This is a genomic window from Streptomyces sp. NPDC018693 (assembly GCF_044391385.1).
Lineage (GTDB): Bacteria > Actinomycetota > Actinomycetes > Streptomycetales > Streptomycetaceae > Streptomyces.
In genome coordinates this window covers 557,890-584,147 of sequence record NZ_JBIRZZ010000002.1, presented here as the reverse complement: position 1 = coordinate 584,147, position 26,258 = coordinate 557,890, and the positions used below count along the sequence as shown (strand labels likewise).

Annotated in this window: 20 protein-coding genes and 1 pseudogene; 5 read left to right on the top strand and 16 right to left on the bottom strand. The window is 71.3% G+C overall.

Annotated features, from left to right (window positions below; all coding sequences use genetic code 11):
• Window positions 1-21 precede the first annotated feature (21 nt).
• Window positions 22-1,005: an MBL fold metallo-hydrolase gene (locus ACH5AC_RS07075; protein ID WP_398860651.1), complete on the top strand. Its 984-nt coding sequence runs from the start codon at window positions 22-24 to the stop codon at window positions 1,003-1,005.
• A gap of 35 nt (window positions 1,006-1,040) precedes the next feature.
• On the opposite strand, the gene ACH5AC_RS07070 is transcribed toward ACH5AC_RS07075, so the two are convergent.
• The 6 genes from ACH5AC_RS07070 to ACH5AC_RS07045 form a co-directional block, all read right to left on the bottom strand.
• The gene (locus ACH5AC_RS07070; protein WP_398860650.1) at window positions 1,041-2,450 is read right to left on the bottom strand and encodes a DUF6177 family protein; all 1,410 of its coding nucleotides are present in this window, start codon (window positions 2,448-2,450) and stop codon (window positions 1,041-1,043) included.
• 61 nt (window positions 2,451-2,511) lie between these two features.
• On the bottom strand, window positions 2,512-3,156 hold the full coding sequence (locus ACH5AC_RS07065; RefSeq protein WP_398860649.1) for a hypothetical protein: 645 nt from the start codon (window positions 3,154-3,156) through the stop codon (window positions 2,512-2,514).
• Between the two features lie 9 nt (window positions 3,157-3,165).
• Window positions 3,166-3,660 carry a hypothetical protein gene (locus tag ACH5AC_RS07060; protein ID WP_398860648.1) on the bottom strand — a complete coding sequence of 165 codons (495 nt, stop codon included), beginning with the start codon at window positions 3,658-3,660 and terminating at the stop codon, window positions 3,166-3,168.
• A complete protein-coding gene (locus ACH5AC_RS07055; RefSeq protein WP_398860647.1) occupies window positions 3,648-5,603 on the bottom strand; it encodes a hypothetical protein in 1,956 nt (651 codons plus the stop codon). The genes ACH5AC_RS07060 and ACH5AC_RS07055 overlap by 13 nt, the downstream gene beginning before the upstream one ends.
• Window positions 5,600-6,004, bottom strand: a complete 405-nt coding sequence (locus tag ACH5AC_RS07050; protein WP_398860646.1) for a DUF6507 family protein — start codon at window positions 6,002-6,004, stop codon at window positions 5,600-5,602. Before ACH5AC_RS07050 ends, ACH5AC_RS07055 begins: the two co-directional genes overlap by 4 nt.
• Before the next feature lie 457 nt (window positions 6,005-6,461).
• On the bottom strand, window positions 6,462-6,713 hold the full coding sequence (locus tag ACH5AC_RS07045; protein ID WP_398860645.1) for a GntR family transcriptional regulator: 252 nt from the start codon (window positions 6,711-6,713) through the stop codon (window positions 6,462-6,464).
• A gap of 686 nt (window positions 6,714-7,399) precedes the next feature.
• Between ACH5AC_RS07045 and ACH5AC_RS07040 the strand changes: the two genes are divergently transcribed.
• Window positions 7,400-7,594 (top strand): hypothetical protein, encoded by a 195-nt coding sequence (locus ACH5AC_RS07040; RefSeq protein WP_398860643.1) that lies wholly within the window; start codon window positions 7,400-7,402, stop codon window positions 7,592-7,594.
• 526 nt (window positions 7,595-8,120) lie between these two features.
• The gene (locus ACH5AC_RS07035) at window positions 8,121-11,264 is read left to right on the top strand and encodes an ATP-binding protein (RefSeq protein ID WP_398860642.1); all 3,144 of its coding nucleotides are present in this window, start codon (window positions 8,121-8,123) and stop codon (window positions 11,262-11,264) included.
• Here the strand turns inward: ACH5AC_RS07035 and ACH5AC_RS07030 are convergent.
• The 3 genes from ACH5AC_RS07030 to ACH5AC_RS07020 form a co-directional block, all read right to left on the bottom strand.
• Complete coding sequence (locus ACH5AC_RS07030) at window positions 11,242-12,036, bottom strand: ABC transporter permease (RefSeq protein ID WP_398860640.1); 795 nt, start codon at window positions 12,034-12,036, stop codon at window positions 11,242-11,244. The two genes, ACH5AC_RS07035 and ACH5AC_RS07030, sit on opposite strands and share 23 nt — an antisense overlap.
• Window positions 12,033-13,013 carry an ATP-binding cassette domain-containing protein gene (locus tag ACH5AC_RS07025; protein WP_398860639.1) on the bottom strand — a complete coding sequence of 327 codons (981 nt, stop codon included), beginning with the start codon at window positions 13,011-13,013 and terminating at the stop codon, window positions 12,033-12,035. The genes ACH5AC_RS07030 and ACH5AC_RS07025 overlap by 4 nt, the downstream gene beginning before the upstream one ends.
• A 90-nt stretch (window positions 13,014-13,103) precedes the next feature.
• A complete protein-coding gene (locus ACH5AC_RS07020) occupies window positions 13,104-13,631 on the bottom strand; it encodes a DinB family protein (protein ID WP_398860638.1) in 528 nt (175 codons plus the stop codon).
• Window positions 13,632-14,027: 396 nt separating this feature from the next.
• On the opposite strand from ACH5AC_RS07020, the gene ACH5AC_RS07015 reads away from it, so the two are divergent.
• Entirely contained in the window at window positions 14,028-14,840 is an 813-nt protein-coding gene (locus ACH5AC_RS07015; RefSeq protein WP_398860637.1) for a MerR family transcriptional regulator, read from the top strand.
• A 143-nt stretch (window positions 14,841-14,983) separates the two neighbouring features.
• On the opposite strand, the gene ACH5AC_RS07010 is transcribed toward ACH5AC_RS07015, so the two are convergent.
• Entirely contained in the window at window positions 14,984-17,017 is a 2,034-nt protein-coding gene (locus ACH5AC_RS07010; protein ID WP_398860636.1) for an RICIN domain-containing protein, read from the bottom strand.
• Between the two features lie 215 nt (window positions 17,018-17,232).
• Here ACH5AC_RS07010 and ACH5AC_RS07005 point away from each other — a divergent pair, with 215 nt between their 5' ends.
• A complete protein-coding gene (locus ACH5AC_RS07005) occupies window positions 17,233-18,222 on the top strand; it encodes a LacI family DNA-binding transcriptional regulator (protein ID WP_398860635.1) in 990 nt (329 codons plus the stop codon).
• Between the two features lie 49 nt (window positions 18,223-18,271).
• Here ACH5AC_RS07005 and ACH5AC_RS07000 read toward each other — a convergent pair whose 3' ends face one another.
• The 6 genes and pseudogenes from ACH5AC_RS07000 to ACH5AC_RS06975 form a co-directional block, all read right to left on the bottom strand.
• Window positions 18,272-20,182 (bottom strand): PA domain-containing protein, encoded by a 1,911-nt coding sequence (locus tag ACH5AC_RS07000; RefSeq protein WP_398860634.1) that lies wholly within the window; start codon window positions 20,180-20,182, stop codon window positions 18,272-18,274.
• A gap of 224 nt (window positions 20,183-20,406) precedes the next feature.
• Window positions 20,407-20,601: pseudogene (locus ACH5AC_RS06995) on the bottom strand (tachylectin-related carbohydrate-binding protein); the annotation flags it as partial.
• Window positions 20,602-20,854: 253 nt separating this feature from the next.
• Complete coding sequence (locus ACH5AC_RS06990; RefSeq protein WP_398860633.1) at window positions 20,855-22,276, bottom strand: PH domain-containing protein; 1,422 nt, start codon at window positions 22,274-22,276, stop codon at window positions 20,855-20,857.
• 375 nt (window positions 22,277-22,651) lie between these two features.
• Window positions 22,652-22,786 carry a hypothetical protein gene (locus ACH5AC_RS06985; protein ID WP_398860632.1) on the bottom strand — a complete coding sequence of 45 codons (135 nt, stop codon included), beginning with the start codon at window positions 22,784-22,786 and terminating at the stop codon, window positions 22,652-22,654.
• Between the two features lie 51 nt (window positions 22,787-22,837).
• Window positions 22,838-23,563 carry a flavodoxin family protein gene (locus ACH5AC_RS06980; protein ID WP_398860631.1) on the bottom strand — a complete coding sequence of 242 codons (726 nt, stop codon included), beginning with the start codon at window positions 23,561-23,563 and terminating at the stop codon, window positions 22,838-22,840.
• 393 nt (window positions 23,564-23,956) lie between these two features.
• Window positions 23,957-26,236 carry a heavy metal translocating P-type ATPase gene (locus ACH5AC_RS06975; protein WP_398860630.1) on the bottom strand — a complete coding sequence of 760 codons (2,280 nt, stop codon included), beginning with the start codon at window positions 26,234-26,236 and terminating at the stop codon, window positions 23,957-23,959.
• Window positions 26,237-26,258: the final 22 nt, after the last annotated feature.

Sequence of the window (26,258 nt, the reverse complement as noted above, 5' to 3'; positions counted from 1 at the left end):
GGGCCCTGCTCTGCTGACGCCATGACCCACCAGACACATGTCGCCGGGGGCCTCGACCGTCGTACGGTGCTGCGTGGCGCCGCGCTCGGTGCGGCCGCCCCGCTGATCCCGGCCACCGGCAACGCCCGGGCCGCCACCCCGGCCACCACCACCGCCCCGGTGTCGTTCCGCTGGCTCGGCACGTCCGGCTGGCGTATCGACGTCGGTGAGCGGACCCTGCTCTTCGACCCGTACCTGACCCGCTTCAGCACCGGCCTCTTCGACGGCGCCTTCGATCCGCGCACCCCGCTGCAGAGCAGGCCCGAGATCGTCGACGCGCACATCGGCCGCCCCGAGGTGGTTCTCGTCAGCCACTCGCACTGGGACCACCTCGCCGACGTACCGCACATCGCCAGGAGCACCGGCGCCCGCGTCATCGGCACCGAGACCACGTACCACCTGCTGGTCTCCCTGGGTGTGGACGCCGGGCAGATCTCCGTGGTGAAGGGCGGCGAGGTGCTGGACCTCGGCGGGATCGTCGTCGAGGTGGTGCCCAGCCTGCACAGCCGCAACAAGAAGTGCGCCTACTTCGCCCCGGGCACGCTCACCTCCCCGCCCGCCACGGCCCCGAGCACCATCGCGGACCTGCCCGAGGGCGACACCCTCGCCTTCCAGGTCACCGCCGGGCAGGACGGACCGTCGGCGTTCCTCATGGGCGCCAGCGACTTCTCCGAGCGGGCCGTACGGGGTCTGCGCCCCGACCTCGCGATGGTCGCCGTTCCCTCCAGCACCTCCACCCACCGCTATGTGCCCCGGCTGCTGCGCGCCCTGGATCACCCCGGCGTCGTCGTCCCCGTCCACTGGGACAACTTCGAGGTGCCGCTGGGCGGTTCGCCGGTGCGGGACCCGTCGATGGACCTGGCCGCGTTCCTCGCCCAGGTGGCGCGCACCTCCCCGGGGGCGCGGGCCGTCGTACCGGACTACCGGACGGTGTACGACGGCGCCATGCGACCCCGGGGGCGGTGACCTACAGCGTCAGGGCCGCCCCTTCGTCACCGCCGTCAGGGGCGGTCGCTTCCTGTCCTGGGCGCGGTCCTGAGATGCGCGCCGAGTTTCTGGAACGCGGTCCATGCCTCGGGGTCGGTCCCGTCCCCGAGGGTGTAGTGGAGCGCCTGATTGGCAGGTGAGCCGAGTTGCCGGGGCTGTGCCTCGATGGGTGAGCGGAGGGCGTGCGTAAGGCCGATCTGGCGCACGTCACGCGGGCCGAGGGTGAAGCAGACCGGAAGGGGTGGGGCCTCCAGCTGTGCCGGGAGGGTCAGGTCGGCGCGGGCCGCTCGGACGGTGGCGAGCATGGTCGTCAGGCCGTGCTCCGCGGTGAGGGTCTCGGCGAGGGCCTCCAAGGCGTCCAGGGGCATGTCCTGCGGCCGGTCGTAGCCGAGTGCGAGGGTGACTTCCTCAGCCACACCCGCCGTCGTACGGGCGATGCGCTGCGTGGCGATGGCCGGACGGTCAGCGCTGCCCACGGCGATCAGCTGCGTGGAGGCGGGGGCCCGGTCGCGGGCCAGATCGGTCAACTGGTGCGGCGACCAGGGCAGGCTGACCGGCTCAGCGGTGCCCCAGCCGACGGGCGGCGCACCGGTGAGGTGCTGCCAGGTGGCCTCCAACGCGCGACCGAGGACGAGTTGCTCGTCCGGCGCATGCACCGTGCGGAAGGAAAGGGCGAGCTGCCGCTGCCGGGTGGCCACGGCTCCTGCAGCGAAGCCGTCGGCGACCGTTGCGCCGGTCGGCATGAAAGCACCGTTCTGCCAGGCGAGTCGGACGCCGGACAGGCCGTCGTAGTACCCGCCTGCCGGGTCCTGCACCACCCAGCGGTTGGGCGTCCCGCCCAGCGCCGCGCGCAGCGGCAGCGTGAGGCGGGTGTGGGGAGGTGTGACCACGTGCAGGGCACGGTTGGCCTGTGCTGAGGCCCGCAGGGTGCCGGAGAGCCAGGCGGTGAGGGGGAGGAGCGGCCGGTCCGCCAGGACGACGGCGGTCGAGTCGGTCAGGGCGTCGACGCCGCCGGAGACTGCTGCCTCGTCGTTCTCATCCGCGGTGGCCAGAACACGTGCGGTGTGCGCGACTCCGGGCGGCCAGACGGTCCCACCGAGCAGCGTCGTCAGCCGACCGCAGACGGATCCCGCAAGGGATATCGCCTCGGGAACGTCGGTGGAGGCACGCATCTCCGTCCACCAGAACGGCAGCTCCGGGGCAGCCACCCGATCCCCGAGAAGGCGGTGGGCCTCGCCTGGCACGTGCACAAGAACCGGCGACTCCACCGAGACCAGCGGACGTCCCGCAGCCGTACACAGCTGGATGACCGCACCGTCGTCGGTAGCCACCAGACCCAGATCGGGACCACCCGCGTGCAGCGCGGTCAGCAGCGACCGGCTGTCGGGCATCTTCGGGGTGAGGGCGATGACATCTCTTGTCATGCGTTGTTTTCCGTCGATCCAGGGGCGAGTTCCGTCTGTTCGTTCACGCTGATCTGGTCCGTCAAAGTCTGTTGGTCAAGTCAGGGCCCATGCCCTGATCATCCGCGTCTGGTTCGGCGAGCCCATCAACGGTGGCCGCTCCGAAATACGTTGGTTCGCCAGGTTCGGGGGGCATGCCGAGCAGAGCAGTGAGATCCCTCAGCGCGGCAGCGAGTCGTGGAGCGTTGTTTCGAAAGATCTCGGGGTGCGGTCGCCCCGCGAAGTCGTACAAGCCCCAGACGTCGTGGTGCACGGAAAGCTCGGCTGAGAGGCCAGTGGGAGCCGTAGAGAGGGACAAGTCGACCAGCCCTGGTTCAGTCCGGGGCTGGCCGCTGACGTCGATCCATTTACCGCTGCCGAGCACACAGATGTCGGCGATATCGGCCGTGGGATATCCAGCGGGACGGCTGCCTCGTACTCGCTCTGGAAGGCTCGGGTCTCCCAGCGGCTTCACCAGATCGAGAATACTTGTGATGCCCGTTGGTCCAGCATCCAGGACGTACCAGGAGTACTTGAGTTCGCTGGGCGCAAGGAGTTCAAACCGAGCCAGTACATCGCACATTCGTGCTGCGACTGAAAGGGCTGGCTCCAGCCCTGGACCGGCAAAGTCGTAGAGATCCCAATACCAGGAACCACGTTCCCGCGGTGCGCGCATCAATGTCGACATGGTCTTTCCTTATGGGAAGGTGGGTCCATCTGGCGGGATGGTTATAGAGCCATCGGTGAAGCGCAGCAAGAAGACCCCGCCCATCCTTCGCGCTTGGAACTCAACATCACTGAACACCCGTGGAGTGAGCCCAGTAATTGATTGATGGACATCCAGGACGGCCACTCGATGATTTATGCCGTCGTAAGCCAATTGCTTGGTGGCCTTCTCGGCGTTTCTCTTGATTCCCTTGACGGTGTCGACGTCCTTCAGCTGGTATCCGTAGTCGATAGAACCGTCGGCGTGCCGTGTGTAGACATCGAGATCGAACGTCTTCGTGTCGAGCTCTACTCCAACCCTCACGGTGCCCTGTTCCATCAGGTCAGTGACGATCCTCATGGCCATGTAAGCAGCTGGCACCATGCCCTTGGGGTCAGCCTTTGTCGGCCCCTGCTTGCAGCTATCCAGCAGCTTCTTATAGCCCTCAATCTCACGGAGATGGCCACGGGAGATCATCTCGGCCACGCCAGCTCCGTATGGGTCCTTGCGTAGAGAGCGAAGCACCCGCTCCTGATCTTGCTGAGACATCTTGGCACGGGACAGTTCCTCAAGGACTCCAGCTTCTTGTTCCGGCTCCATTCTGCCTGTATGAGCCTGCGCAAGGTCATTGACGTCTTCGTGTACTTGGTCGGATCGATGCCAGGAGGACCGTCAGCAGCACCACCAGGCACCGCATGAGAACCGTCCGGCGAGGGCTGATCACCAATGTTGTGTGCATCGCCATAGGAGGGATCCGCACGGTGCGGATCGGGAAGCCCGTGGGGAGAGGAATCCGAAGGGGGTTCACCAGATCCGTGTCCGTGGGCAGGTGCGTCGGGTTCGGTGCTGGTTCCGGCGCCCTGTTCACCGGGGCGGCCTGCTTCCGGTGCCCTGCCACCACTTGAGCCAGGCGTCTCAGGGGTCCTCGGAGCGCTGTCCCCTGTCTTGCCTGTTGAGTGGCTCCCGGCCGAGTTGTCGTGGATGGCACGAGGGGGAAGATTGTCTCCCACGCGGGCTGCGGCTTCAGTTTCGCGGCCCCCGACTCCTGCCAGCTCGCGACCGCCTGACTGGATGTCGGACATGGGGTTGGCCGCAGCTCGGTCATTCGCGGAGAGCTCGTGCGGGGCTTGTTCCTTTGGCTGGTGGATGGTGCCGTCGGCGTTGAGGAGGTCGCCTTCCTTGGTCAGGTAGATGGTCTTGCCGGTGGCTTCGTCGAGGAAGGGGATCGCGTCGGCGGGGACCTTGGGCGAGCGGAGGGCGTCGGCCTGTTGGAGCAGGTTGAGGGTGTCTCCAGAGTGGAGGTCCTTGAGTGCGCGGAAGGTGTCGCCGATCTTGACGAAGGCGACCTCGCCGGCTTTGCCGACGTAGGTGAAGGGGTCGATGGCCTTGCCGACCTTGCTCGCGGCGGACAGGGCGCGGGCTCCGGCGCCGGTTCTGCCCGCCGCGGTGGCCGCTGCGCCGGCTCCTTCGGTGCCGGCGATGGTGGTCAGGACGTTGAAGCTGACGTGGCCTGCGGCGCGGGAGGGGTTGGTCTGCCACTGGTCGTGGGCGACGAAGCCCTTGACCGTCTCCTTGTAGGCGGTGCGGGAGTCGCGCAGCCAGGCGGGGAGTTTGTCGGCGGGGACGAGCCACCAGGTGCCCAGGGTGGCGCTGGTGAGGACGGAGGCGGTGCCGACCTGGGCCAGGCTCTTCCACGCCTGGCCGGCCGCGTCCCAGCCGTCGCCGCCGACCAGGGTCTTCAGGCCGTGGTAAGTGCCGATCACGCCGTCTTCCCAGACGCCGTCCCAGACCTGCTTGCCCTCATGCAGCAGCCAGTCCACGCCCTCCCGCTCCCGCTCCACCGGCAGGCCCCACGGGGTCGCGCCGGCCTGGTCGAGGTCCTCGGCGCGGTAGCCGTACATGTCCGGGCCGTGCGTGCCGTCGTCGACGGTCAGGACCGTGCCGCCGACCAGCGCGGTGATCTTGTTGTGGCAGGCCAGTTCGGCGGCCTGGAACGCGGCGACGGTGTGGTTGACGTCCCGCCAGAGTTCGTTGTTGCGGTCGACCTTGTCCTGGTCCTTGCGCCAGTCACCGTCCCCCGCGACCGAGTTGACGAAGGCGGTCGCGTCCGCCTTCAGCACCGCCAGCTTCTCGATCAGCGGCTGCACTGCGAAGCTGTAGTCCGACAGGGCCTGGGCGACCTGCTCCAGATCACCGGCGAACTCGTCGGCCTTCGTCTTCACCGGGAGGGTGGTGGCGAACAGGTCCGGGGCTTCCGGGGCGCGGTAGAACGCGGCCAGGCCCTGGAAGAGGGTATGCACGTTCCCGCCGGAGGCACGGAACTGCGCCGCGTTCGCGGACAGCAGCATCACGTCCGTGTCCAGCGTGGACAGGTCCCCGATGAAGTGCGGTATCCCGTCCGGGTCGATCAGATCCGCCCCGCCGCTCACTCCTGCGCCCCCGCCCGCAGACCCGGGGTGCCTCCCGCCCCCGGCAGATCCAGCCTCGGTTCCTTCGCCGCCTCCGCCTGGGCGGTCGCCGCCATCGCCAAGTCGCCCTGTACGTAATGGCCGACCGCTTCACCGGCCCCGTTCAGCGACTTCGACGCACGCTCCGCGACATAGCGCAGATCAAGGCTCCAGCGCTGCAGGAACTCACCCAGCGCCGCACCCACCGGCCCCGCCGTGCTCGTGTACGGCCCCAACTGGCTGGTGATCGTCCCCGCCGCCGACGCCGCCTCCGCCAGATTCCCCTGCATCGCCACACCCGTGTCCGACAGATTCCGCGCCTGCGCACCCGACTGCGACAGAACCCCGTACACCCCGACGACGTCGATGTCCCACCCCGTCACACCGCTCCCCCAAGTCCTGCGCATACCACGGGCGTGGGGCCGACATGCGGCGGTCCACCATCCGGATCGTCTCCCGCGTGCGCCCCACGAATCGTCGAACATTCTCTCGCACGCCGCGGTGAACTCGCAGCCCTCCCTTGGCCAGCTGGCTGGATTCAGGCGGTGGAACCCGAGCGGGGCAAGGAGGCTGCAGGCGGCCAGATCGAAGACCGGGACCGTGACGTAACTCGAATTGGCGCAGCTTCAGCCGACAATTGGAGCGAATGTCGCATCTGAAGGGCAGGGAGAGCGAGGTGGAGCGGGCGCCTCGTGCGACATTCGCTCCACTCCCCGCCCCAGAGCGAGCCGAACGGGGTGACGGGCCTCTCGCCGCCCGGGTCGCAGGCCGAACACCGCGGTGACCTACGAAGCAAACAGCCGCCGGACCGCACCACCCGGCCCCGGCGGGACGCGACCGTCAGCCGGGCTCGCCGCCCGCTGGAGCGTCGGTAGGCGGAAGTGGGTCAACGACGTAGGAACCCTTTGCGGGCAAGGTCCCAACCAAGCCACGCTCGCGCAGTGCTCGGACGGCGCGGCGTACCGTTCCTGCACTCACGCGGTACACGTCGGCCAGCTCCCGCTCGTTCTCAAGTCGTCCACCCGGCGGGATCTCCCCAGCACGGATGCGGCGTTCAAGGTCGTCTGCTACCCGCTGCCATTCGTAGATCACCCCTTCATGCTCTGTGCACGCTGCGCGCACCACACTTTGGGAAGCACACTGTGCACAGTGTGCGGACTGTGCGTAAGCTGGTCGTGACGCAAAACAGAACGCCCCCGAGCGATCCGGGCGAGGGATCACTCAGGGGCCTACCGAAGAATGGAGCTTCGGCGTGCAAAACCTTATCTCTGCGCTGCTTGCCTGGGCGCTGTACGTGTTCGCGCGCGGTACTGGCAGACGTCAGGCGGGTACGCGCCCCAACGAGACCCCCGTACGTATGCCGGGGGCGTCCCCTACGGCCGTCCCGCAGTTGCCTGTTCAGCGTTCGCCGTACAGGTTCGACGCGCCCCTCGATGGGCACGAGGCGAGCCCGGTCCGTCTCTACGTCGCTCAGGCCGAGTGGCAGCACCGGCGGCGTCTGGCCGCGCGGCTCGAGCAAGTGGTCGTCGCTGAGGCGGTGGCCGGGTGAGCGGGCAGAGTGAAGGTTCCGGGACGTTCCCGCGTGGGAGGCGGGTGCCGGTCCGGATGTGCGTGCGGTGCGGCGCAATCACCGACACCCCGGTCGTCGTCTCGGAGGTGCACCAGAACTCCGGGCCCGGGTTCACGGTGTACGCGTGCCGAGACTGTGCCCCGCAGATCCCGAAGGTGCCGGACGTGCTCACCTTCCTTTCCTCCGCCCCCAGCGGGGGCGAGGATCAGTGAGCGCCCCCAACGCTGTCGACGCGTCCCGGTTGTCGGCCGAGTGCACGGTCGCCCGCGAGGACGGCTTCGAAGACCTGCACGCCCGGTGCCGCCGGACCGAGGACGTCCCGCTCCCCCACGGCCGGGGCCTGGTCCTGGTGCCCCGCTGCCCGTGCCCCTGCCATACGCCGGCCGAGGGGGAGGCGCGGTGAACCGCCGTCGCAAGATGACCGTGCCCGCGCGGCATGGCCCCGACGGGGCAGCCGTGGAGGTGGGCGCCGCGCTCACCCGCCAGGAGTGGACCCGATGAACGCCGGAACCCCTCCCGAACCGGGCCGCTCGCGGCTGACCCTCAGCACCTACCGCCTGGACGCGCGGAGGCGTCGGATCGACGAGACCATGAAGCGCACGTTCGGCGCGGCTGCCCTCCCGCCGACGTCCCTGGCGTGGCCCCCGTGCCGCTGCCCGCGCTGCCGCCGGACCGGCCACCGCCCACGCCGCCACCTGACCAGCCCCCGCCCACGCCGCCACCTGACCGGCCACCGACCACGCGGCCGGCAGCGGTCCCTCACCGACGGCCGCCCGCCCAAGCCACGCCGATCCGGGGGGGGCGGGCGGCCCCGAGACTGTCTGACGTGCGGTTACCCCAGAATGGCGGGGCGCGAGCCTCTGGGGCACCGACAGTCACGCCGCCGAACTGGCCGACCTCCCCACCGCGGGCCTGGCTAACCTTCGTATGTGACCACCGAGTTGACCCTGCTGTCCCGAGTCGCCTGCCGTGGGCGGGAGATCACCGCGCCGCGGCTGCGCGGGCTGTTGGCGCTGCTGGCCGAGGATCTGCGGGGCGGGTGCAGTACCGGCCGGCTCGCGGCGGGGCTGTGGCCGGACGAGCAGCCGGAGCGGCCGGGCAAGGCGGTGCAGGTGCTGGTGTCGCGGCTGCGGGCGCAGGTGGGGGCCGAGCTGGTGGTGAGCACGCCGGCCGGGTACCGGCTGGCGCTGGACGAGACGCGGGTCGACAGCTCGGCGCTGCTGTCGCACGAGGCGGCGGGCGCCGAGCGGGCGCGGGCCGGGGATCACGAGGGTGCGCTGGCGCGGGCCGAGGCGGGGCTGGCGCTGTGGGACGGGAGCGTGGGCGCCGGGGAGGGCGAGGAACTGCACGACCCGGTGGTGGCGTTGCGCCTGGACCGGGTCCGTACCCACCGCTCGCTGGTGAGGCTGCGGGCCCTCGCCCTGGCCCGGGTGGGCCGCCACGAGGAGGCCGTGGCGCCGCTCGCCGACCTGGCCCGCGAACTGCCGCGCGACGAGGAGGTGCTGGCGGAACTGCTGCGCTGCGAGGCGACCACCGCCGGCCGGGCCGCCGCGCTCACCCGGTACGACACCTACCGGCGCACGCTGCGGGACGAGCTCGGCACCGACCCCGGGCCCGGGCTCCGCTCGCTCTACCAGGAGTTGCTGCGCGCGGACGCGGCGCCCGTCCGGCACGGTGTGCCGCACGACCCGAACCCCCTGCTGGGCCGGGACGCCGATGTCACCGCCGTCTCCGGGCTGCTGCGCGACGCCCGCGTGGTCACCGTCGTAGGGCCGGGCGGGCTGGGCAAGACCCGCCTCTCCCACGCGGTGAGCCGGGCGGCCGAGCAGCCCCTGGTGCACTTCGTCCCGCTGGCCGGTGTCACCGCCGACGACGACGTCACCGACGAGGTGCTCTCGGCGGTCGGTGCCGTCGCGGGCGGCGGGGACGCCGTGAGCGGCATCGTCGGCGCGCTGGGCACCGGCCCCGCCCTGCTGGTGCTGGACAACTGCGAGCATGTGCTCGCCGGTGCCGCCGATCTCGTACGGGCCCTGGTGGCGCGGTCGAAGGAGCTGCGGGTCCTGGCCACCAGCCGGGCACCGCTGGGCCTGACCTCGGAGTCCGTGTACGCGCTGCCCGAGCTGTCCCTCGCCACCTCCGTCGAGCTGTTCGGGCAGCGGGCGCGGGCGGCCCGGCCCGGCGTGGACCTGCCCGCCGACAGGGTCGCCGAGATCTGCGCCCATCTGGACGGGCTGCCGCTGGCCGTGGAACTCGCCGCCGCCCGGGTGCGGGTGCTGTCCGTGGACGACATCTCGCGTCGCCTGAGGGACCGTTTCGCCCTGCTGCGCGGCGGCGCCCGCGACGCACCCGAGCGACACCGCACGCTGCGCGCGGTGGTCGACTGGAGCTGGAACCTGCTGGAGGAGGACGGCCGGGCGGCACTGCGCGCCCTGTCCGTCTTCCCCGGGGGGTTCACCGAGGAGGCGGCCGAGTACGTCCTCGGCAACACGGGTGACACCGGCGAGGACACGCTGACCCTGCTGGAGCAGCTCGCCGACCAGTCCCTGGTCAAGGTGGGCGACAGCCCCTCCGGGGTGCGCTTCCACATGCTGGAGACGCTACGGGAGTTCAGCGCCGCCCGGCGCGCCGAGGCCGGCGAGGAGGAGGCGGTGACCGACCGGTTCCTGGCCTGGGCGCGGGACTTCGGCCGCACCCACCACGACGTGCTGTTCAGCTCCGACCCGCTGCCCTCCTGGCAGCGCGTCCGGGCCGAGCAGGACAACCTCGTCCTCGCCCTGCGGTACGCGCTCGCCCGCGCCGACGGCCCCGCCACCGCGGCCCTCACCGCCGTCCTGGCCGGTCTGTGGGCCACCGAGTCCAACTACGCCCGCATCGCCGGCCTCGCCGCCGAGACCGGGGGCCCGCTGTCCCACTTCCGCCCCGGACCCGAGGACGTCGAGCCCGCCCGCAGCGCCGCCGCGTCCTGCGTGAGCACCCTCTTCATGGGCCACGGCCCGCACGCCGTACGCCAGCTCGTCACCCTGCGCCGGCTGCCGCCCGCCCCGCCGGACACCCTCCTGCGGGCACTCGCCCAGGTCCTGGTGACCATCCCGGACATCCACCCGCCGCACTACACCCGGCTGCGGGAACTCTGCGACGCCGACGAGCCCCTGCTGTCGGGCGTCGCGACCTGCGTCGCCAGCTACGTGTGGGAGGCCGAGCACGAGACGGAGCAAGCCCTGGAGTGCGCCCGCCGCCTGGTCGGCACGCTGGGCACGCTCCGCAATCCGACCCTGCTGCTGCTCAGCCACGGCCGGGTCGGCGAACTGTGCCTGAAGACCGAGCGGGGCGAGGAGGCGTACGAGCATCTGCGGGCCGCGCTCGGTGCGCTCGACCAGTTCGGTGACTGGTGGGACTCGGTCGGCGTGAGCTGGGGCCTGGTCACGGCGTGCCTGCAGCGCGGGGAGGTCGACGAGGCGGAGTACTGGCTGGGGCGGGCCGCCATGGACCGGCAGCCGCAGTCCGCGCAGGTCTTCACGTCCGAGCTGCCCGCCCGGGCGGAGATCGCGCTGGCCCGGGGGCTGTCCGAGGTCGGGCTCGGGCTGTGGCGCCAGGCGGTGGAGCGGATGCGGGAGGCGAGCCGGCTGCACGCCGACGACCCGTTCGTGGAGCCCTGGGCGCTGGAGCTGAAGTCGGCCTCCCTGGCCGCCCACGCGCAGTGCGGCCGCCTCGCCCCGGTGGCCGGTCTGGCCGGCGAACTCCGGGACCGGCTGCGCGCCCTGCTGTCCGACGGCCCCGACGATCCCGACGCCTCGGCCCCGGTGGCGCTCCCGCTGTACGGCACGGTCCTGCTGGCCCTCGGCTTCGCCGGGCTCGCCGAGGGCGACACCACGGCCGTACGCCTGATGGCGCTCGCGGAACGCATGCCGGTCGTACGGCAGTTCCCCGCCCTGTCCCTGAACCGGGCCCGCGAGGCCGCCGAGAACGCCGACGGGGCGGCGTACACCGAGGCGAAGTCGGCGTACGCCGCCCTGGGGCGGGACGAGTTGCGGGCGGCGGCCCTGCGGGAGCTCAGCGCCGCGGTTCACGGTTGAACTGCGCCTTGGACCAGAAGTAGCCCAGCAGGCTCAGGCCCAGGCACCAGCCGAGGGCGAGGACGGCGTTCTTCGTGCCGATCTCGGTGCCCATCAGCAGGCCGCGCAGGGTCTCGATGGCCGGTGAGAAGGGCTGGTACTCGGCGAACCAGCGGAACCCGCCCGGCATGGCGTCCACCGGCACGAACGCGCTGCCCAGCAGCGGCAGGATCATCAGCGGCATCCCGCTGTTGCTGGCGCCCTCGGCGTTGGGGGACGCCAGGCCGATGCCGACGCCGATCCAGATCAGCGCCACGCTGACCAGCGTCAGCAGGCCCGCCGCCGCGAGCCACTCCAGCGGTGTCGCGTTCGGCCGGAAGCCGATGGCCACGCCGATGCCCAGGACCAGCGCCAGGGCGAGCAGCGCCTGGATCGCGCTGCCGGCGACATGGCCGATCAGCACGGAGGGGCGGGAGATGGCCATGGTGCGGAAGCGGGCGATGATGCCCTCGGTCATGTCGGTGGCCACGGACACCGCGGTGCCGAGCGCGATGCCGCCCACGGTCATCATGAGGATGCCGGGGACGATGTAGGCGATGTAGTCGGCGCGGTCCGCGGTGCCGCCGTTCATGCCGGCGCTCATCACGTCACCGAAGACGTAGACGAAGAGCAGCAGCATCATCACCGGGGTGAGCAGGAGGTTGAGGGTGAGGGAGGGGTAGCGGCGGGCGTGCAGGAGGTTGCGCCGCAGCATGGTGAGGTTGTCGCGGGCGGCGAGGGTGAGCGAGCTCATCGGAGGGACTCCTTCGTGGCGGGCCGGGCGGGGGCGGCGGTGAGGGCGAAGAACACGTCGTCGAGGTCGGGCGTGTGCACGGACAGCTCGTCGGCCTCGATGCCGGCCGCGTCGAGCCAGTCGAGGATGGCGCGCAGCTCACGCTGGCTGCCGTCGCTGGGGATCTGCAGGGTGAGCGCCTGGTCGTCCCGGGTGGTCTCACGCAGCGAGGTCGCCGCCCGCTCGTACGCCACCGGGTCGGAGAACCGCAGCCGCACATGCCCGCCGGGCACCAGCCGCTTCAGCTCCTCGGCGCTCCCCTCGGCGACGAGCCTGCCGCCGTTGAGCACGGCGATACGGTCGGCGAGCTGGTCGGCCTCCTCCAGGTACTGCGTGGTGAGGAACACCGTGGTCCCACCGGACACCAGCTCCCGGATGATCTGCCACATGGTGTGCCGCGAGCGCGGGTCGAGGCCGGTGGTCGGCTCGTCGAGGAAGATGATCCGCGGCGCGCCGACCAACGTCATCGCGATGTCCAGCCGCCGCTTCATCCCGCCCGAGTACGTGGAGGCCGGCTTCTTCGCCGCCTCCACCAGGTCGAACCGCTCCAGCAGCTCGGCGACGACCCGCCGCCCCTCCCTCCTGGGAAGGTGATGCAGGTCCGCCATCAGCAGCATGTTCTCCTCCCCGGTGATCAGCCCGTCCACCGCGGAGAACTGCCCGGTCACCCCGATCGCCGCCCGCACCGCCTGAGCCTCCCGGACGAGATCGTGCCCGCCGACCCGCGCCTGGCCGCCATCGGCGCAGATCAGCGTCGACAGGATGCTCACCGCGGTCGTCTTCCCGGCCCCGTTCGGCCCGAGCAGCGAGAACACCGTCCCGGCCGGCACATGGATGTCGATCCCGTCGAGCACCGTCTTGTCCCCGTACGCCTTCCGCAGCCCGGTGGCCGCGATCGCGCTGCCTTCACTTCCCTGCTTCACCGCTGTCGTCGTCATGCCGGAGAGCTTGCGGCGGGCGGGATTCAGGAGGGCTTCAGCGCGGTTTCAGTGTCCCGGGCGGCTTACAGGGGGGATGAAACCCGAGGGTCAGGCCCCGGTCACTCCGTCGATCCCCTCGCGGATGAGATCGGCGTGACCGTTGTGCCGCGCGTACTCCTCGATCATGTGCACCATGATCCAGCGCAGGGAGACCCCCGGAACCCCGGCGTGACCCGCCTCCTTCTCGGACAGACGGCCGGAGTCGTCCAGCGACGCACCGGCGGCGATCTCACGTCCCCGCTCGACCTCCGCCCGCCAGGCCGCCATCACCTCGTCGAGCCCTCGGTCCGGCCGCAGCGCGAAGCCGTCGCCCTCCCACTCACCGAAGACCGGGGGCACGTCCTGGCCGACGAACACACGCTGGAACCAGTTCCGTTCGACCTCGGCGAGGTGCTGGACGAGGCCCAGCAGCGTCATCGACGACGGCGCCGCCGCGGCCAGCCGTACCTGATCGTCACTGAGGCCCGAACACTTGAGCACGAGCGTCGCACGGTGGAAGTCCAGCCAGGCTTCCAGCATGGCGCGCTCGTCGGCGTAGGGGGGCGGGATGGGTCGTCCGTCCGGTGTCGTCGTCATGCGCCCAGCCTGTCAGAGTGGCCCTGCTGCATTCGGGCGGCCGGTGCAATGACGGTGGTGTGGTGGCGGGCAGGGCGATCGATGTGACCGTACGGCGGGTGATTCCGGCGCGGCCCGAGATGGTGGCCGGTTATGCGATGGAGGTGGGTTCGGGGTGGGGGCGGAGGCCATGCGTACGGCGAGGTTCCTGGGACGGCGGATCGACTACGTGCCGATGCACGTCGCGTACTCCTCCGAGCCCCGTCCGCGCGGCACCCCGCAAGCAGATGGAACGCACCTTCACCGCCCAACGTGCCGCGAGATCAGCGCCAAGGCCGGCATCCCGAACGGTCTTTCCGGGCATCCCAGTAGTGTTCTTGACCCTCACACCGTGTCAGGCGGTCAACTCGGAGCATCATGTTCACCATCGGAGACTTCGCCCGGCACGGTCGCGTCTCGGTCCGGATGCTGCGTCATTACGACGCGATCGGTCTGCTGCACCCGGCACACGTCGACCCGACCACCGGCTACCGCTACTACACGGCCGCCCAGCTGTCCCGCCTCAACCGCGTCATCGCGCTCAAGGACCTCGGGTTCACCCTCCAGCAGGTCCAGGCGATCCTGGACGAGAAGGTGACCACCGAGGAGCTGCGCGCCATGCTCCGGATGCGACGCGCGGAGCTGGAGGCCGCGATGACGGCCGCGGCGGCCCGGCTGACCCAGGTCGAGGCGAGGCTCCGCTCGATCGAGAGCGAGGGGCAGATGCCCAGCAACGATGTCGTACTGAAGAGCCTGCCGAGCGTGCGGGTGGCCGAACTGACCAGCGTGGCACCGGACTTCGACACCATCGGCCCGGTCATCCAGCCGCTGTACGGCGAGTTGTTCCGGCGTCTGGAGGCGGCGGGCATCGCCCCCGCCGGGCCCGGGGTCGCCTACTACGAGGACGCACCGGACGGCGGGATCCTCATCCACGCGGGCGTCGAGGTCTCCGCGCCCCTCGGCGAGGACGACGGGCTACACATCGTGGACCTGCCGCCCGTCGAGCAGGCGGCGACCGTCATGCACCGCGGCTCGATGGAGACCGTCCTGCCCACCGTCCAGACCCTCGGCCGCTGGATCGACGCCAACGGCTACCGCTCGGTGGGCTACCCCCGAGAGATCAGCCTGGAATGCCCCGACAACCACGACGAGTGGGTCACCGAACTCCAGGAACCGGTGACCAAGATCTGACAGGAGAAGAGCCGGCCGGGCTCTCCTGGCCGGCATCAAGGCGGGTGCCTTCGACCTGTGGCCGCCGCCGTTCAGCGCACGGAACCGCCCCCTGCGCGGCCTGTCGGTCGTGCGGGGGGCGGTTCTCGTGAGGGGGTGGAGCGTCAGGCGGTCGGCGTCGTCGCCGTCACCCTCCAGCGCTGGTTGGAGCCGGAGTTGGGCCACCACACTCCGACCGTCGCGCCGTCGTTCGTGGACTGGCCGAAGACATCCGGGAGTTGGCCGGTGGCGGCGTTGACAAGGGTCCAGGTGCCGTCGCCGGTCGAGGACATGATCCACTGGGCGGCGCGGTCACGGGTGGTGTCGTCGGGCTCGGCGACCAGCCTGCCGTCACGTATGGCCAGGCGCTGTCCGGTCGAGGTCTCCTTGAAGACGTACCGCTTCTTGTTGTCCGTGCCGCTGATCTGCGCCACCCGCCAGTCCTGGCCCGCGCTGCTGATGACCAGGCCGGTGCCGTCGGCGCCGATGGAGAGGTGCTTGCCGCTCTGGACGCCGGTCAGCCGGTAGGAATGGCCCTTGCGGAGTTCGGCCGCGTCCTTGGCGACGCCGGAAACGCCCTGGACGAGGAAGGAGGTCACCGACTGGGCGGGCACGGTCACGGTGGCCTGCTTGCCGGTGACCCGGACCGGCTTCTGCCGGGAGAGCTTGCCGTCGGCGCTGGTCACCACCGGGGTGACGGTGGCCCGCGAGGAGACGCGCCCGAACTTCGACAGGTCGATGGTGACGTCCCGCGCCCCGGTCGTGCTGTTGACGTGGACGACGGTCGCCCGGTCGCCCTTCTGCCCGAGCGCGGCGGCGCTGGAGGTGTCGTCCGTCTTGATCAGCCGGTCGCCGGGCTTGATGTAGTGGGTGAAGTTACGGGCGGTGTCGTACTTGGTGTTCGTGTAGATCGGGCAGGTCTCCAGGGTGTCCGAGGCAGTGCAGTCGAACGGGATCTGGATCTCGCCCCAGTTGCCGCCCTTCGCGGACTCACCGCCGGGCTTCATGTTGTCGTAGTCCTCGACGGGCTGCCAGAACACCCAGGCGCGGGGCTCCAGTTCGCGCAGGTCGTCGACGATGCGCTGGGCGAGGCCGAGGCCGGGCCGCATGTCCGTGAAGGACTGCCCGTCGCCCCAGTCGCCCTCGACCTCGCTCATCCACAGCCGCTTGTCGGCGGCCTTGGCCAGGTCGCGGACGGTGGTGCGCTGGCCGGTGCCGTAGGTGTGCACGTTCATCTGGCCGACGAGGTCGCGCACGTCCTGCGGGTAGGAGTTCCAGTTGGTGGCGAAGATCGAGGGGTTGGTCTCGTCCATCGCGGAGATCCGCGCGTCGGTGTCGGACTCCTCCAGGGCCGGGCCCAGCGCGCGGATCACCTTCTGCTGCAGCTCGGGCCCGATGTGGGCGCCCTCCTGGCGGCCGCCGACGGGCTCGCCGTCCGCGCCGAGCCGGGTGGACCAGTAGCCGGTGTTCGGCTCGTTGAACGGGTCGAGGGTGTCGACCTCGATGCCGTGCGCCTCCTCGAGGCGCTCGGTGGCGCCCACCAGGTAGGCGGCGAAGTCGTCCACGGACTCCGTCTTCAGCTGGTCGGCGTTGGCGTCGAAGCCGCCCGAGACGTAGCCGCTGACCGTCATGAACCAGGGCGGCGAGTTGCTGAACGCCTCCCAGTGCGTGATGTCGTCCTTGATGCGGTCCACCCACCAGCGCTGGGTGGCGTCCGCGTTCTCGTTCCAGTCGGCGGGGTCGTCGGCGTTCCACCAGTCGGTGTCCGTGCGCGTGGTGCCCTCGGGCGCCTTCCACCAGCCCTCGACCGCACCGCCGGGACGCAGATAGTCCTTGACGTCCGGCGCGTTGCCGCCGCCGATGTTGTAGCGGGCGATGTTCAGGGCGAGGCCGTCGTCACCGAAGAGGAGCTGGGCGAGCCTCTCGCGGATCTCCTCGGGGTAGTCGCCCGTGGCGTTGGCGAACCAGACCAGGCTGGTGCCCCAGCCCTCGAACTTCTCCGTCCGGTACGACGGGTCGAGCCGGACGGTGACGGCGGAGGTGACGGCCGTCTCCGCGTGGGCGACGGGGAGTGCGGTGGTGGCGAGGAGGGTTCCGGTCGCGAGGGCGGTGATGCCGATGGCCCCGGGGAGCCGTCTCGTGGGGGTGCGGTGTGCCATCTCAGTGCTCCAAGGCTCGTGTCCGAGGGCTGGGCATGCGTGTTTCGGGTGGGGCATGTTTACGTAAACATCCGGTGGCGTGATGTCTACACTTGCCCCATCTCGACGGTCAAGGAGTCGTCCGGACCGAAAGTTGCGCAGCCTGGGAGCAGACAGTGACCGAGGACGAAAGGCGTCCGCGAAAACGCCCCGCCCGCCCCCGCCAGGGCGCGTCCATGGCCGACGTCGCCCGCCTCGCCGGCGTCTCCTCCCAGACGGTCTCCCGCGTCTCCAACGGCTACGCCGGCGTCACCGAGGAGACCCGCCGCCAGGTCCTCGCCGCCATGCGGGAGCTGGGCTACCGCCCCAACAGCGCCGCCCGCGCCCTCAAACGCGGCGAGTTCCGCACCCTCGGCGTCATCACCTTCTCCCTCTCCACCATGGGCAACGTCCGCACCCTGGAGGCCATCGCCACCTCCGCCGCCGAGCACGGCTACGCCGTCACCCTCCTCCCGGTCGCCGTCCCCACCCAGGACGAGGTCAACGGCGCCTTCTCCCGCCTCGGCGAACTCGCCGTCGACGCCGTCATCGTCATCATGGAGATCCACCTCCTCGACGCCGCGACCGTCTCCCTCCCGCCCGGCGTCCAGGTCGTCGTCGCCGACTCCGACGCCGGTGACCGCTACACCGTCGTCGACACCGACCAGGCGGGCGGCGCGCGGGACGCCGTACGGCACCTGCTGGACCTCGGCCACGACACCGTGTGGCACCTCGCCGGACCCGAGGACTCCTTCGCCGCCCAGCGCCGCGCCAACGCCTGGCACACCACCCTCACCGAGGCCGGCCGGACCCCGCCCCCGCCGGAACGCGGCGACTGGTCGGCCGAGTCCGGCTACCGGGCGGGCCTGCGCCTCGCCGACCGCCCGGACTGCACGGCGGTCTTCGCGGCCAACGACCAGATGGCGCTCGGCCTGCTGCGGGCGCTGCACGAGCGGGGGCGGAGAGTCCCGGAGGACGTGAGCGTCGTCGGCTTCGACGACCTCCCCGAGGCCGCGTCCTTCCTCCCGCCCCTCACCACCATCCACCAGGACTTCGCCGAGGTGGGCCGGCTGTGCGTGGAGGGCGTGCTCAGCAAGATGCGGCGCGGGACGTCCGAGCACGGCACGACGCTCGTACCGACACGGCTGGTACGGCGCAGGAGCACGGCGGCACCGCCGCGCCCATGAGAAGACCCCCTGGGCCTTCGCGGCCCAGGGGGTCGGTCAGGTCCGCCGGTCACTCACCGCCGGTGTACTCGAAGATGTACAGCCCGTGGTCCCGGTCGGAGGCGGCGACGTACTCCTTGCCGCCCGACTCGAAGACCTCGGCGCCCCAGAAGTTGTTGCCGTGCTCGTCGATGTAGTGGCCGACCTCGACGATCCGATCGTCGACGATCTTCGCGACGCGCAGACCGGCCGCGTAGTACGAGAAGTAGAGCAGGTCGGCCCTCTGCTGGGACACGGCGACCTCGTGGATGGACAGGTCGCCGGAGCCCGTGGCGTGGGCGGGGTCGTGGGCCTCGGGAACGGCGTAGGTGTCGAGTTCCGTCAGCTTGCCGTTCTCGTTGCGGTACAGGTGCGCGTAGCCCCAGCCGTCGAAGTACGACGAGAAGGTCAGCGTGTCGCCCCTGGTGCCGACCGGCACGGGCAGCTGGGCCGGGCCGCTCCCGGCGACGCAGGCGGCGTCGTCGTACGGCTGCCCGAAGAGCGCGAAGCCCTGCCCGCGCGGCGCCACACCGAACGTCGGGATGTCGCCCTCGACGCTCATGCCGAGGGTCTGGTCGCAGGCGTCAGACCCGGTGCGGTTGAAGACGAGAACGGCGTCATAGCCGCCGGCCGCGACGACGTTGGCGACCTTCTCGGTGAAGGTGCACACGCCGCGCTCGACGACCGCGACGTCGACGGCGTTCGGGTCACCGGCGGGGACCGCGGTGTCGCCGTCGCAGGCGCGGCCCGCGAAGACCGAGGGGCCGGTGATGGTCTGCCCCTCCTCCAGCCGCGTGGTGTTGCTGCCCTGGCTGGCGGTGACCTCGGTGTCGTCGGTGAGGTTGCGGGCGGTGAGGGCGTACGGCCCGAAGTCCTCGTCGGCGCCGACGACGTACTGGTTGTCGAGGGTGAACTCGGCCTGGTGGGCGTTGCCTTCGGGCGCCACCTCCAGGCCGCTCTCCAGCCCCTCCGGGTCGAGCAGCGCGAAGTCGGTGTCGCCGAGGTAGGTGGCCTTGGTCGGGTCGGTCACGTCGAGGGTGACGTAGCCGCCGTCCCAGTAGGAGGCGAGCATGATCTGCCGGCCGCCGATCTCCTTGACGACCATGTCGTGCAGGAAGACCTCGGTGAGGTTGGCCGGGGCGTCCTGGAGGATCTGCGGGAACGCCTCGTCGAGGTCGTACTCGGCGATGACCTTCGCCTTCCTGGGGTTGGTGATGTCGACGATGTCGACGTCCGGCCCCTCGTCGTTGTCGACGATCACCGCGTACGCCTTGTCGCCCGCGTCCCAGGCGTAGACGCTGTGGATCTCGTTGGCGTCCTTCTTGCCCTGGCCCCTGACCGTGTGGTCGCCGACGCCCTCGGCGAGCGGGGTCGGGTGCGCCGGGTCGGTGACGTCGTAGAGGTTCATGCCGCCGAAGCCGGCGGGCTCCTTGCACTTCTCGTTGTTGCTGACCAGCAGGTCGCCGTTGAAGTACGGGGTGTCGATGTGCAGGGCCTGGATGCCCTCGCCGGGTGCGCTGCCCTCCTTCGCCTGGATGAAGGCGACCTCCTTGGGCGCGGTGGGCTTCCGGATGTCCACCACGTGCACGCCGTTGTACTTGCAGGTCGCGCCGCCCCAGGCGGCGAGGTAGGCGTAGCCCTTGAAGACCCCGACGTCGGCGATCTTCTCCGGCTCGACGTTCTTCAGGCCCAGCTTGCTGACCAGCCGGACGTTCTCGCTGCTTGCCGGGAGGTGGCCCTCGTCACCACCGTGCTGGTGGCTGTGGTGATCGTGAGTGGCCTTGGCGTTGTCGATCCCGCCGTCGTCGGCGGAGGCGCCGTCATGAGCGTGGGCGACACCCGCGAGGGCACCGGCGACCAGGCCCGCGGCGGCGAGACAACTCACCGCCCGCATACGGCGTCCCGCTGCCCTGCCCACGGCTCTTCCCGTGGCTCTTCCCATGGCTCTCCTTGGTTCGAGAGTTTCGAGAGTGAAGAAGCGCGGGGGGCGGCGAGGTGGAACGTACTCTGTGGCTCGGCTGTGGGGGAAGGGGTGGGCGCCACCGTTAACGTGATCGTATTCAGGTGAGTGGCGGTCGCGTGTGGAGCGAATGTGTCACCGAGTGAGCCGCAGAAGCCCGCTGATTGGGGCTTCCGGGCGGCCGCTGGTGAGACAAACGCCCCATTTCACGGCCAACCCTGACCGATCTGGTTGCCCGACGCGGCCGACCGGCCTTGCGTGCCGTCGCGGTTCAGGTCCTGGAAGAACAGCAGCGCCCCGTCGTCGCGAGCCGCGTAGATGACGCCCTTCCCGCCGCTGACGATCCGCCTGATGTCGCCCCAGCCCTGACCGATCTGGTTGCCCGACGCCCCCGACCAGTGGCCCGCGTCCTGACCAGGCTCGCCCTCACCTCACGCACCCGGCTCGCCGCGTGGGTCCACGCACCGGCGCCGCGCCAGGGCCCACCGGGCGGATCGGATCGCGGGCATCCGGCGGCGGCTCGTCGGCCCAGGTGAGCGGAGCCTCCGCGCACGGGAGCCGGGCGTGGAGCATCGGTGCGGGTGGTGACGACGCGGCAGATGTGCGCGCCGCGCGCCGCGGCTTCGGGGTCAACCGCCGGACAGGGCGATACGGCTAGGCGCGCGTACTGGCTCCCTCGTGCCGCGTCAGCCGCAGCTCGTTCAGGATGCGCGTCAGGTCGGCGGGGGCGGCGGCGAGGCGGACCGGTTGCCCCGCGTCGTCGAGTTCCGCGATGTGCCAGCTGCGGGAGACGGTGTCGCCGTCGGCGCCACGGACGCGGCGGACCTCCTTGAGGGTGAGGCGTTCCGCCGGGATGGCGCGGGCGGCGAAGCGGTCCCGGCCGGGGGTCACGGCGGGCGGGCCGTCGCCGAGGGCGATGTGGGTGCCGAAGTGGTGGGGGTTGTAGTCGGTGGATTCCAGGAAGCGGGCGGGGAGGAAGGCCGGACCGGCCGACGGCGCCGAGCGCTGGTCGGCCGGGCCGGGCGGGCGGACGCGGGTGGCGTGCCAGGCCCAGGTGAGAAGGAGCAGCGAGGCGAGCGAGCCCGCCGCCGCCCAGGTGAGGGCGGCCGGGTCGGAGAACACGGTCAGGGGGTGCCGGTAGGCGAGGGGCAGCAGCCACAGGGCGGTTCCGACGAGAGGGGCCGCGAAGGGGAGGGCCGACGGGAGGACTTCGTCGTCGGCCAGGCGGCGCCCGCGCCGGCGCACCAGCAGCAGGGCGGCGGGATAGCCGGCGGCGAGCGCGCAGGCGGTGGCGATGACGGCGACTTCCCCGCCGCCCGGGAAGTGCTCCCGCCACACATGCCGGTCGCTGCTGACCTCCCTCACCTCACCGCGCCAGACGGTCACCTCGACGCGGTCACCGGCCCGGAACGCGCGGGCGGCCTCCTCGTCGACGCTGAGCCGCTCCGTCGGGCGGCCGCCGGTGAAGTACAGCCAGCTGCGCTGCCGGTGCCCCTGCGGATCGGTCCGCTCGATCACCGCCGGTGCGCTGATCAGGCACTCCCGCCCCGGCGCCCCCGCGGAACACGGAACGGCCGCCTGCCACGCCCGCTTCTGCGCCGTGGCCTGCGGCACGAACAACGCGGCCACGGCCGCGCAGGCCAGCAGCACGAGACACAGGGTCAGCGTCCCGGCCCGGCCACGCCCGGCGGTGCGGTCCGAGACGACGGGGACGGGACCCGGGTCTGCGGCCTCGGCGGCCTCGGCGGCCCCGGTAGCCGGCGTGCCGCCATGCCGGCGGTGCAGCGCGCGAAGCGCCTCCACCGTCGCGTCGAAGTCGGGGTCGCCGTCCCGCGTCCCGCTCCACGGCAGCGGCAGCCGCCGCCGACGCCCGTCCTGCAGCAGCACGCCGACCTGCCGCGAGGGCCGCCCCCGTACGTGCCTCAGGTGCACACGCACCTCGGCGACGTCGTCCCACGGCACGCTCCAGCGCCGCAGCAGGGTCCGGCAGCGCAGCCCGTACGCATCGCCGCTCATCCGCAGCGGACCCCAGCGGCAGATCACGTCGTCCGCGGCACTGTCCATGACACCGTCCATGCACGAGAGCGTGCCATTGCCCGGTTCCCGCACGCTTGTGCACCTGACGGCAGTCTCACCGGCCCCCACACTGCCGACCCCACACCCCGTATGTCCGGCGGCGACCGGCCGGTAGGTCACACGGCCAGGGACCCGGGCGGCCGCGAAGCCACCCGGGTCCCTGGTCCTTCGCGGAGGGCGACCCCCGTTACCCCCGTAACCCCGTAATGCCGACACCTGGAAACCAGGCCGCCCGCATCCATCGCCGCTCCGCACGACCCCCGTCGCTGACCTCATATTTCCATCCGGCCCGCACACACGACACTGCCTGGTTCCGGCAATCTTCCCGCGGCTTTGATGCCGCCCTCCGACCGAACCCTCCGGCGCGGGGGACCGTCAGGCCCGGCGCAGTCGCGTACAGGCCGTGAAGACCGTGAGGGCGACAGCGACACCGACGGCGGTCGCCAGGCTGTCCGCCGCCAACCGGTCGTCCAGACGCAGGCGCAACTCGTCGACCAGCATGAACGTCACGACGAAGCGTCAGGCGTCAGGCGTCAGGCGTCAGGCGTCAGGCGTCAGGCGTCAACGGTAGTCCGGGTTCGGCGCGTCGAAGCGGCAGCCCGCGTCCCACTCGGAGCGCTGGTTGCCGTGGGCGGGGATGCCGCCGGAGCGCTTCAGCAGGGCGGCGAGGTGCAGGAGGTTCCAGGTCATGAAGGTGGTGTTGCGGTTCGTGAAGTCGTTGTCCGGGCCACCCGAACCAGGGTCGAGATACGACGGCCCGGGGCCGGCCGGGCCGATCCAGCCGGCGTCCGCCTGGGGCGGGATGGCGTAGCCGAGGTGCTGGAGGCTGTAGAGGACGTTCATCGCGCAGTGCTTCACCCCGTCCTCGTTGCCGGTGATCAGACAGCCACCGACCCGGCCGTAGTACGCGTACTGCCCGGCGGGGTTGAGCAGACCGGAGCAACTGTAGAGCCGCTCGATCACCTTCTTCGTCACGGAGCTGTTGTCGCCGAGCCAGATCGGCCCGCACAGCACCAGGATGTCGGCGGCCATCACCTTCCCGTACAGCGCCGGCCAGGCGTCCGTGGCGAACCCGTGCTCGGTCATGTCCGGGTAGACGCCGGGGGCGATGTCATGGTCGACGGCCCGGATCACCTCCGTGGTGACACCGCGCCCGTCCATGATGGCCCGGCTCTTGTCGACCAGCCCCTGGGTGTGGCTGAGCTGCGGGGAGGGCTTCAGCGTGCAGTTGACGAAGAGGGCGGTGAGGTCGTCGAAGCGGTAGGGGTCGGCGGCGGGTTCGGTCATGAGCGGGACTCCTTCGGGGGAGGGCGGACTCCGACTCAGCGCAGCTTCTCGCGACAGAACCCCTTTGTCACAGAATGCCCCGCCTTGGCCACCGACACGTCATATCCGAAGGGCGGCCCGGCGGCTGTCCTCGCCGGGCCGCACGTGGCGTACAGACGAGGGGGCCGGGGATGACGCCCCGACTGGAGACGCGCCTCTTCGGGCTGCCGGACCGGCTCGACGCGTAGGGCTGTCCGACCGGCGCGACGCGCAGATCCCGACCGCCCGCCCGACCGGACACGCAGAACCCGCCCGGCGGATCAGGTCGCCGGAAGTCGGCGTCGGTGATCCGCTGGGCAGGCCCTGAGCCGTCATCGCGGCGTCGGTGATCCCGCCGGACCGGCCCTGAGCCCGTCAGGCCACGGCCCGGAAGCGCCGTAGCCTCAGGCTGTTGCCGACCACGAAGACCGAGGAGAAGGCCATGGCCGCGCCCGCGATCATCGGGTTGAGCAGGCCGGCGGCGGCGAGCGGGAGGGCGGCGACGTTGTAGGCGAAGGCCCAGAACAGGTTGGAGCGGATGGTGCCCAGCGTCCGGCGGGCGAGCCGGATCGCGTCGGCGGCGACGCGCAGGTCGCCCCGGACGAGGGTGAGGTCACCGGCCTCGATCGCGGCGTCCGTGCCGGTGCCCATGGCCAGGCCCAGGTCGGCCTGGGCGAGCGCGGCCGCGTCGTTGACGCCGTCGCCGACCATGGCCACCGAACGCCCATCGCCCTGCAGCCGCTTGACGACGTCGACCTTGTCCTCGGGCAGCACCTCGGCGATCACGTCACCGGAGCCGATACCGACCTCCGCCGCGACCGCCTCGGCCACCGCCCGGTTGTCGCCGGTGAGCAGCACGGGGGTGAGACCGAGCGCGCGCAGCTGTCGTATGGCCTCGGGGCTGGTCTCCTTCACCGCGTCGGCGACCACCAGCACCGCGCGCGCCGCGCCGTCCCAGGCCACGGCGATGGCCGTACGACCGCCCGCCTCGGCGTCCTGCTTGGCGCTCCGCAGATCGGCGGGCAGTTCCATCGCCCACTCGGCAAGCAACTGCTCCCGCCCTACGAGGACCGCATGCCCCTCGACGACGCCCTGTACGCCCAGCCCGGGCACGTTGACGAAGTCCTCGGGGGCGGGCAGGGTGCCCACCCGGGCGGCGGCGCCGGTGGCGACGGCCTGGGCGATGGGATGCTCGGAGGCGTGCTCCAGGGCGCCGGCCAGCCGCAGCACCTCCTCCTCGGTCTCGCCGTCGGCGGTGTGCACGGCCAGCAGGGTCATCCGGCCGGTGGTGACCGTGCCGGTCTTGTCCAGGACGATGGTGTCGACCTTGCGCGTGGACTCCAACACCTCCGGCCCCTTGATGAGGATGCCGAGCTGCGCGCCGCGCCCGGTGCCGACCATCAGTGCGGTCGGGGTCGCGAGGCCGAGCGCGCACGGGCAGGCGATGATCAGTACGGCGACGGCGGCGGTGAAGGCGGCCGTGAGCCCGGCCCCGCCGCCGAGCCAGAAGCCGAGCGTGGCCAGGGCGAGGGCGATGACGACCGGCACGAAGACACCGGAGATCCGGTCGGCGAGCCGCTGGGCCGCCGCCTTGCCGTTCTGCGCGTCCTCCACCAGCCTGGCCATCCGGGACAGCTGGGTGTCGGCGCCGACCCGGGTGGCCTCCACGACCAGCCGGCCGCCCGCGTTGAGGGTCGCCCCGGTGACGCCGTCCCCGACCTGCACCTCGACGGGCACGGACTCGCCGGTGAGCATCGAGGCGTCCACCGCGGAGGAGCCCTCGACGACCGTGCCGTCGGTGGCGACCTTCTCGCCTGGCCGCACCAGGAAGCGGTCGCCGACCTTCAGCTCCCCCACCGGCACGGTCTCTTCCCGCCCGTCCGCGCGCAGTACGGTCACGTCCTTGGCGCCCAGTTCCAGCAGCGCCCGGAGCGCCGCGCCCGCCTTCCGCTTGGAGCGGGCCTCGAAGTACCGCCCGGCCAGGATGAACGCGGTGACCCCGGCGGCGGCCTCCAGGTAGATGTTCCCGGCGCCGTCGCTGCGGGCGATGGTCAGCTCGAAGGGGTGGGTCATCCCCGGCGTCCCGGCGGTCCCGAAGAACAGCGCCCACAGCGACCACAGGAACGCCGCCGAGGTGCCGACCGAGATCAGCGTGTCCATGGTGGCCGCGCCGTGCCGGGCGTTGGTCCAGGCGGCCCGGTGGAAGGGCCAGGCGGCGTAGGTGACGACGGGCGCGGCGAGGGTGAGGGACAGCCACTGCCAGTACTCGAACTGCAGCGCCGGGACCATCGCCATCGCGATGACCGGCACGGCGAGCACGACCGCCGTGGTCAACCGCTGGCGCAGCGAGCGCAGTTCGGCGGGCTCGCCCGTGTCCTCCTCGTCCGGTGCGGCCGCCGCCTTCTCCGGTACCGGTTCCCGCGCGGTGTACCCGGTGGCCTCCACGGTGGCGATGAGATCACCGACGCTGACGCCCTCGGGGAAGCTGACCTTGGCCTTCTCGGTGGCGTAGTTGACGCTGGCCTCCACGCCCTCCATCCGGTTCAGCTTCTTCTCGATACGGGCCGCGCACGAGGCGCAGGTCATGCCGCCGATGACGAGCTCGACCTCGGCGGTGCCCGTGCCGCCCGCTACGCCGGGTGCGGTGGTGGTCATGTTCTGCCCCTCCTGCTACCCC